The sequence below is a fragment of the Citrobacter sp. Cpo061 genome (assembly GCF_030332845.1).
Classification (GTDB): Bacteria; Pseudomonadota; Gammaproteobacteria; order Enterobacterales; family Enterobacteriaceae; genus Citrobacter; species Citrobacter portucalensis.
In genome coordinates, this window is sequence record NZ_JAOWHB010000042.1 from 19603 (window position 1) to 27173 (window position 7571).

Sequence of the window (7571 nt, forward strand, 5' to 3'; positions counted from 1 at the left end):
ATCTCATCACTTTTTGATTAGCTTAGCGTAAAAGAAGCCATCGCCATCTTCCGCACCCGGTAAATTCTGACGTCCGGGTTTTTCCGGCGTACCGGTTTCGCTTAATACCGCATCCGGTGTGCGTGCCAGGAAGGCGGCAATTTGCTGTTGGTTCTCTTCTGGCAGGATAGAGCACGTTGCATACACCAGCGTGCCGCCAGATTTAAGATGTGACCAGGTAGCATTCAGGATCTCAGCCTGCAATTGGGCAAGTTCGGCAATATCCCGGTCGCGGCGCAGCCATTTGATATCCGGATGGCGACGGATCACCCCGGTAGCAGAACATGGAGCGTCCAGCAAAATACGGTCAAACTGTTGTTCACCGCACCACTGCTGTGGATAGCGGCCATCCCCCTGTTTTACGGTTGCCTTCATGCCCAGACGTTTCAGATTGTCGTAAACGCGCGATAAGCGTTTTTCATCCACATCGACGGCCATGACGTTAGCTAGCGGAGCAACTTCCAGAATGTGAGTGGTTTTACCGCCCGGCGCACAGCACAGGTCGAGGATCTGTTCACCGTCCTCCGGCAACAGATAATTTACGCATCCTTGAGCGGAGGCATCCTGAACGGTGACCCAACCTTCGTCAAAACCAGGGAGGGCGTGAACTGGAGCCGGTGTTTCCAGACGCACTGCATCCGGGTAGTCTGGATGCGGAAAACCTGTTAATCCCGCTTCGGTAAGCAGGTCTAGCCAGGCGTCGCGAGTATGGTGATTACGATTGACTCGTAGCCACATCGGCGGTCGCTGGTTATTGGCTTCAAGAATGGCTTCCCACTTCTGCGGATACGCACTCTTAATACGTTTCACCAGCCAGGATGGGTGTAAGAAGCGCAAATCGCTTTGCGCAAACTCGGCCAGCAGTTCATCCTGACGGCGTTGAAACTGGCGCAGTACGCCGTTGATCAGCCCTTTCAGCTGTGGACGCTTAATAACGACCGCGCCTTCTACGGTCTCAGCTAACGCAGCGTGTGCTGGAATACGAGTATGCAACAGTTGGTAGAAGCCCACCATGATCAGGTAGTGAACGGTGCGCTGTTTGCCCGTCATTGGACGTTCCATCAGTTGCTGGATCATCCACTCCAGTTGAGAGAGTGTACGCAATACGCCGAAGCAAAGTTCCTGTAACAGCGCTTTGTCTTTATCGGCAACTTTTTGCTGCATGGCGGGCAGCACGTTACTTAGTGATTGTCCTTTCTCGACAACCTGTTCGACGGCCTGGGCCGCCATACTGCGTAAATTAAAATGTTTTTTCATAAGCGCAAAAATAAAAATGCCCGGAGACACCGGGCTTAAAGAGATGAACCGTCAGGCCAGACGGTTTCCGGGCACGAACCACTCCCGGCGCGAATTAAGCAGATCCTGCGCGCTCATGGCTTTTTTACCGGCAGGCTGCAAAGAGATAAGATTCAGAATGCCGTCGCCTGTTGCGACCTGGATACCCTGCTTTGTCGCCTCTAGAATGGTGCCTGGCTCGGCCTGGGTGTTTACAGCAATAACCGAAGCTTGCCAGACTTTCACTGGCTGACCATCGATTTCAAGCCAGCTCATTGGCCACGGGTTAAAGGCGCGGATGCAGCGTTCCAATTGAACAGCCGAAAGCGACCAGTCGATACGGGCCTCTTCTTTGCTGAGTTTTTCTGCATGCGTAACCAGTGATTCGTCTTGTACCACCGGTTTTATTGTACCGGCAGCCAGCTGTTTTAGCGTTTCAATCAGCCCCTGAGGCCCCAGGTCTGCCAGCTTGTCATATAACGAACCGCTGGTATCTTCTGCCGTAATTGGGCAGGACAGTTTCAGCAGCATATCACCGGTGTCGAGGCCAACATCCATCTGCATGATGGTAACACCGGTTTCGGCGTCGCCTGCCCACAGTGAGCGCTGGATCGGTGCTGCACCCCGCCAGCGCGGAAGCAGGGAACCGTGAACGTTGATACAACCCAGGCGCGGCATTTCCAGTACGGCTTTTGGCAGGATCAGGCCATATGCCACCACCACCATCACGTCTGCGTGTAAATCAGCAACCAGTTGCTGGTTTTCCTGAGGGCGAAGAGAGACGGGTTGAAAGACCGGTATCCCTTTTTCTTCTGCCAGCACTTTTACCGGGCTGGGCATCAGCTTTTTACCGCGTCCCGCCGGGCGGTCCGGTTGGGTAAACACGCCAACGACGTTATGTCCAGAAGACAGCAGCGCGTCGAGATGACGCGCTGCAAAGTCAGGTGTACCCGCAAAAATAATACGTAGTGAGTCTGACACGTTGATCCTTGTCCTTAAGCTCGGGCGTTCAGGCGGTCGAGTTTTTCAACTTTCTGACGAATGCGTTGTTGCTTCAACGGAGACAGATAATCGATAAATAGTTTACCGACCAGGTGATCCATTTCATGTTGAATGCAGATAGCGAGCAGGCCATCGGCTTCCAGTTCAAAAGATTTGCCGTCGCGATCGAGCGCACGAATTTTTACTTTCTCTGCACGCGGTACTAACGCACGCTGTTCAGGAATAGACAGACAGCCTTCTTCAATGCCGGTTTCGCCGTCTTTTTCCAGCAGTTCTGGGTTAATGAGTACCAACTGCTCATCGCGATTTTCAGAGACATCAATAACAATGATGCGCTGATGAATATCGACCTGTGTTGCTGCCAGACCGATACCTTCTTCGGCGTACATCGTTTCGAACATATCATCAACGATACGCTGAATTTCTGCATTCACTTCTTCAACCGGTTTTGCGACTTTGCGAAGGCGCTCGTCCGGAATATGTAACACTTGCAAAACTGACATAGTTATCCAGAGTTGAGTTCAGGAGTTGAAAAGATTATTACCTCTATTCTAGACAAAACCCCCTCTGATTGACAGCATCAGTGACCAATCGCAAAGATTGCCAGGACTGCTTGTGGCAGGGGAACAGGGATGACCCAAATCGAAATTTGGCTACGTTTAGCGCAAGTGAATGAACTGTATGGTGATGAGATAGTGCGCGTTGCTCACTGGCTCAATACTCAACCGTGCATTAACAACGCGGTACTCTTGCAGGCAGGATTCTCTCCACGCCAGGCAAGACGCTTTTTAACCTTTTCAGATCTGACGCTGGAAAAAACGCTGCGCTGGCTTGAACAGCCTAACCACCATTTTGTGGTTGCCGACAGCGAGCATTATCCGCCACAGCTCCGTGCGATTGAGGATTATCCTGGGGTGCTTTTTGTTGCAGGAGCTCCCGCATGCCTCCACTCATTTCAAGTTGCCGTTGTCGGTAGTCGACAACATTCATGGTATGGCGAACGCTGGGGACGGTTGTTTTGTGAAAAGCTTGCTGCATATGGGGTGACGATCACCAGCGGTCTGGCCCGGGGGATTGATGGCGTGGCGCACAATGCTGCGATAAACCGACAAGGCACAAGTATTGCGGTGCTGGGAAATGGACTTGAGACCATTCATCCACGGCAGCATATCCGTCTTGCGGAGCGACTTATTGAGGCTGGGGGCGCACTGGTGTCTGAGTTCCCATTAGATATGCTCCCTTTGCCGCGTAATTTTCCCCGACGAAATCGCATTATCAGTGGTCTAAGTAAAGGTGTACTGGTTGTCGAAGCTGCACAGCGTAGCGGGTCGCTGGTTACTGCTCGCTGTGCAATTGAACAAGGGCGAGAGGTGTTTGCTTTACCTGGGCCGATTGGGAGCCCGGGAAGTGAAGGCCCGCATTGGCTTATTCAGCAGGGAGCCATGCTTGTGACGACACCAGAGGAAATTCTTGAAAATTTGCAATATGGGCTGCAATGGTTGCCAGATGAACCTGAAAAATCAATTTATTCGCCAGATCACGAAGAGGTGGCATTGCCATTTCCGGAGCTCCTGGCTAACGTAGGAGATGAGGTAACACCTGTTGACGTCGTCGCTGAACGTGCCGGCCAACCTGTGCCAGAGGTAGTGGCTCAACTGCTCGAACTGGAGTTAGCAGGGTGGATCGCAGCTGTACCCGGCGGCTATGTCCGATTGAGGAGGGCATGCCATGTTCGACGTACTAATGTATTTGTTTGAGACATATATCCATAACGAAGCTGAGCTGCGTGTGGATCAGGACAAACTGGAACGGGATCTTACCGACGCTGGTTTTGATCGTGAAGACATTTACAACGCGTTACTTTGGCTGGAGAAGCTTGCTGACTATCAGGATGGCCTTGCTGAACCTATGCAGCTGGCATCGGACCCTCTTTCTATACGTATTTATACTGCGGAAGAGTGCGATCGACTGGATGCAAGCTGTAGAGGATTCCTGCTATTCCTGGAGCAGATTCAGGTGCTAAACCTCGAAACGCGAGAAATGGTTATTGAGCGCGTACTCGCGCTAGATACGGCAGAGTTCGATCTGGAAGACCTGAAGTGGGTGATTCTGATGGTGCTATTCAACATTCCAGGTTGTGAAAATGCCTATCAGCAAATGGAAGAATTACTCTTTGAAGTGAATGAAGGTATGCTGCATTAATCAATCTTCATTCAGTATGAGTTGTTATGGCTAAATCAGCACTGTTCACGGTGCGTAAAAACGAGCCCTGCCCACAATGCGGGGCTGAACTGGTTATTCGTTCCGGGAAACACGGTCCGTTTCTCGGTTGTTCACACTATCCAGAATGCGATTACATCCGTCCGCTGAAATCTTCCGCGGACGGACATGTTGTCAAAGTTCTGGAGGGTAAGCTTTGTCCTGCATGTGGCGCTGAGCTGGTGCTGAGACAGGGACGATTCGGTATGTTTATTGGATGCAGTGACTATCCTGCGTGCGATCACACCGAGCTCATCGACAAGCCTGATGAAACAGCAATAGTCTGTCCTCAATGCCAGACTGGTCATCTTGTCCAGCGGCGTTCCCGTTATGGCAAAACCTTTTACTCCTGCGATCGCTATCCGGAGTGCCAGTTTGTCATTAACTTCAAACCGTTAGCCGGAGAATGTCCTGAGTGTCATTATCCGCTTCTCATCGAAAAGAAAACCGCGCAGGGTGTGAAGCATTTCTGTGCCAGTAAACAATGTGGAAAGCCGATTTCGGCGGAATAAAAAAGTGAATAATAGCCTGCCCACAGACGCTATCGCTGCGGCGATAGCGGTTCTGAAACAAGAAAAAGTCATCGCCTATCCAACTGAAGCTGTATTTGGTGTCGGCTGCGACCCCGATAGCGAAACGGCTGTAACCCGTTTGTTGGCGCTAAAACAACGTCCGGTCGATAAAGGGTTAATTTTAATCGCGTCAAACTTTGAACAACTTAAACCATATATCGACGATAGCATGCTCACCGATGCTCAACGTGACGCTGTTTTCGCCCGTTGGCCTGGTCCTGTTACCTTCGTTTTCCCAGCGCTTGCGACAACGCCACGCTGGTTGACCGGGCGCTTTGATTCTCTGGCTGTTCGCGTCACCGATCACCCGCTGGTGGTTGCGTTGTGCCAGGCTTATGGCAAACCGTTAGTTTCTACCAGTGCTAATTTGAGTGGCTTACCGCCTTGCAGAACGGTAGAGGAAGTTCGCGCACAGTTCGGTACAGACTTTCCCGTGGTTGAAGGGGAGACCGGGGGGCGTTTGAATCCTTCGGAGATCCGTGATGCTCTGACAGGTGAACAGTTTCGACAGGGGTAATATGAAAGAAGCCTATGCTGTTTTTGGTAATCCGATAGCGCACAGTAAATCGCCCTTTATTCATCAGCAATTTGCAGAGCAGCTGAAGATTGATCACTCCTATGGGCGTGTACTGGCGCCTATCAATGATTTTGTGAATACGCTGAACGCTTTTTTTGCTGAGGGCGGGAAGGGGGCAAATGTCACCGTGCCTTTTAAAGAAGAGGCATTTGCACGTGCCGATGAACTAACGGAGCGGGCATCGCTTGCTGGAGCCGTCAATACCCTTAAACGGCTGGAGGATGGACGTTTACTGGGAGACAACACGGATGGTATCGGCTTGTTGAGCGATCTTGAGCGTTTATCTTTTATTCGTCCCGGATCGCGAGTTCTGTTGATTGGTGCGGGTGGTGCATCCCGTGGAGTTTTATTACCTCTTCTTTCTATGGATTGTGCGGTGACTATTGTTAACCGTACCGCTTCGCGCGCTGAAGAACTGGCACAAATCTTCTCCCATACCGGCAGCGTACAGGCGGTAGGAATGGACGAGCTTGATAATTACAGTTTTGATCTAATTATTAACGCGACATCCAGCGGAATTAGCGGTGAGATCCCGGCTATTCCGACATCTCTTATTCACTCATCTGTCTATTGTTATGACATGTTTTATCAGAAAGGAGATACACCGTTCCTCTCCTGGTGTGCCGAACATGGGGCGAAACAATATGCTGATGGCCTGGGTATGCTGGTGGGGCAAGCAGCGCACGCCGTTTTACTCTGGCATGGGGTTTTGCCGCAGATTGAATCCGTCATTAAAAGCATGCAGCAGGAATTGTCGGCATGAATCAGGCGATCCAGTTTCCCGATCGAGAAGAATGGCGCACGGATGTCAACGCCGTTGTGTTTCCGGCGATGGTTCATGGTATGCAGTTAACATGTGCCATATCTGGAGAGATGCTGGCGTCCCGCTTTGGCGGCGACACGCCTGAACAGTGGTTAGAAATCTTTCAACAGCATCGCTGGGATCTGGAAGAAGAAGCTGAAGGATTGATCCAGGCCCAGCAGGAAGATGCTCAAGGTTGGGTGTGGTTACTCTGACTTAAATATTCATCTTTCCACTTAACATAGTTGTTAGCTGAATATAGTAAGCCTGCTTTCTCTTCATCGCTTAATGGACGGATTTGTTTAACCGGGCTTCCCAGGTACAGATACCCGCTTTCCAGGCGTTTGTTTTGGGGAACCAGGCTCCCAGCCCCAATCATAACGTCGTCTTCTACTACCACGCCATCCAGCAGAATCGAACCCATGCCGACTAATACGCGGTTGCCAATGATACAGCCGTGTAGCATGACCTTATGGCCGACCGTTACATCCTCACCCACGATCAATGGATTACCCTGCGGATTAGACGTGGATTTATGTGTGACATGGAGAACGCTGCCGTCCTGAATGTTTGTACGGGCACCAATTTGCACATAGTTAACGTCGCCACGAATGGCAACCAGTGGCCAAATTCCGACATCATCAGCCAAACGGGCATCACCAATGACGACACTGCTGGTGTCGATCATCACGCGATTTCCGATCTGTGGGAAAAGATCCTTATAAGGACGCAGTACATCAGACATGTTTACCTCAACGAAAATAGAGCAGTAATGAAGACTTTGGTTGGATTATTGAGACTGTGCAAGTGGTTTAGCTATCAAAAATCAGCCAAATTGCGCAGGAATGTAGCGAAAGGAGTGAAAAACAAGCATTCAGAAAAAAAGATCCAAAAAATACTTGTGCTAAAAAATGGGATCCCTATAATGCGCCTCCATCGACACGGCGGATGTGAGTCACTTCACGCAAACAGCCGGTTCGGTTGAAGAGAAAAACCTGAAAATGAGGGTTGACTCTGAAAGAGGAAAGCGTAATATACGCCACCT

10 protein-coding genes are annotated in these 7571 nt (G+C 50.7%); 6 read left to right on the forward strand and 4 right to left on the reverse strand.

Going from position 1 to position 7571, the window contains the following annotated elements; all coding sequences use genetic code 11:
• Positions 1 to 6: 6 nt before the first annotated feature.
• Genes rsmB through def form a run of 3 tightly spaced genes read right to left on the reverse strand, consistent with a single transcriptional unit; the run spans position 7 to position 2819 of the window.
• Positions 7 to 1296 carry a 16S rRNA (cytosine(967)-C(5))-methyltransferase RsmB gene (rsmB, locus tag OGX97_RS12625; RefSeq protein WP_174770978.1) on the reverse strand — a complete coding sequence of 430 codons (1290 nt, stop codon included), beginning with the start codon at positions 1294 to 1296 and terminating at the stop codon, positions 7 to 9.
• 51 nt (positions 1297 to 1347) lie between these two features.
• Positions 1348 to 2295, reverse strand: coding sequence for a methionyl-tRNA formyltransferase (gene fmt, locus OGX97_RS12630; protein WP_008786286.1), 948 nt, complete (start codon positions 2293 to 2295; stop codon positions 1348 to 1350).
• 14 nt (positions 2296 to 2309) lie between these two features.
• On the reverse strand, positions 2310 to 2819 hold the full coding sequence (def, locus tag OGX97_RS12635) for a peptide deformylase (protein WP_003828283.1): 510 nt from the start codon (positions 2817 to 2819) through the stop codon (positions 2310 to 2312).
• Between the two features lie 129 nt (positions 2820 to 2948).
• Between def and dprA the strand changes: the two genes are divergently transcribed.
• From dprA to OGX97_RS12665, 6 genes are read left to right on the forward strand one after another with little or no spacing between them, the layout of a single operon-like run.
• A complete protein-coding gene (dprA, locus tag OGX97_RS12640; RefSeq protein WP_125363754.1) occupies positions 2949 to 4073 on the forward strand; it encodes a DNA-protecting protein DprA in 1125 nt (374 codons plus the stop codon).
• The gene (gene smg, locus OGX97_RS12645) at positions 4045 to 4518 is read left to right on the forward strand and encodes a DUF494 family protein Smg (RefSeq protein ID WP_003031162.1); all 474 of its coding nucleotides are present in this window, start codon (positions 4045 to 4047) and stop codon (positions 4516 to 4518) included. Before dprA ends, smg begins: the two co-directional genes overlap by 29 nt.
• A gap of 26 nt (positions 4519 to 4544) precedes the next feature.
• Positions 4545 to 5087, forward strand: a complete 543-nt coding sequence (locus OGX97_RS12650) for a DNA topoisomerase family protein (protein ID WP_008786284.1) — start codon at positions 4545 to 4547, stop codon at positions 5085 to 5087.
• A gap of 4 nt (positions 5088 to 5091) precedes the next feature.
• Positions 5092 to 5664: an L-threonylcarbamoyladenylate synthase type 1 TsaC gene (gene tsaC / locus OGX97_RS12655; RefSeq protein WP_008786283.1), complete on the forward strand. Its 573-nt coding sequence runs from the start codon at positions 5092 to 5094 to the stop codon at positions 5662 to 5664.
• A gap of 1 nt (position 5665) precedes the next feature.
• Positions 5666 to 6487 carry a shikimate dehydrogenase gene (gene aroE, locus OGX97_RS12660; RefSeq protein WP_235126432.1) on the forward strand — a complete coding sequence of 274 codons (822 nt, stop codon included), beginning with the start codon at positions 5666 to 5668 and terminating at the stop codon, positions 6485 to 6487.
• The gene (locus OGX97_RS12665; RefSeq protein WP_008786281.1) at positions 6484 to 6741 is read left to right on the forward strand and encodes a DUF1488 domain-containing protein; all 258 of its coding nucleotides are present in this window, start codon (positions 6484 to 6486) and stop codon (positions 6739 to 6741) included. Before aroE ends, OGX97_RS12665 begins: the two co-directional genes overlap by 4 nt.
• Here OGX97_RS12665 and OGX97_RS12670 read toward each other — a convergent pair.
• The gene (locus tag OGX97_RS12670) at positions 6717 to 7271 is read right to left on the reverse strand and encodes a gamma carbonic anhydrase family protein (RefSeq protein ID WP_125363756.1); all 555 of its coding nucleotides are present in this window, start codon (positions 7269 to 7271) and stop codon (positions 6717 to 6719) included. The two genes, OGX97_RS12665 and OGX97_RS12670, sit on opposite strands and share 25 nt — an antisense overlap.
• Positions 7272 to 7571: the final 300 nt, after the last annotated feature.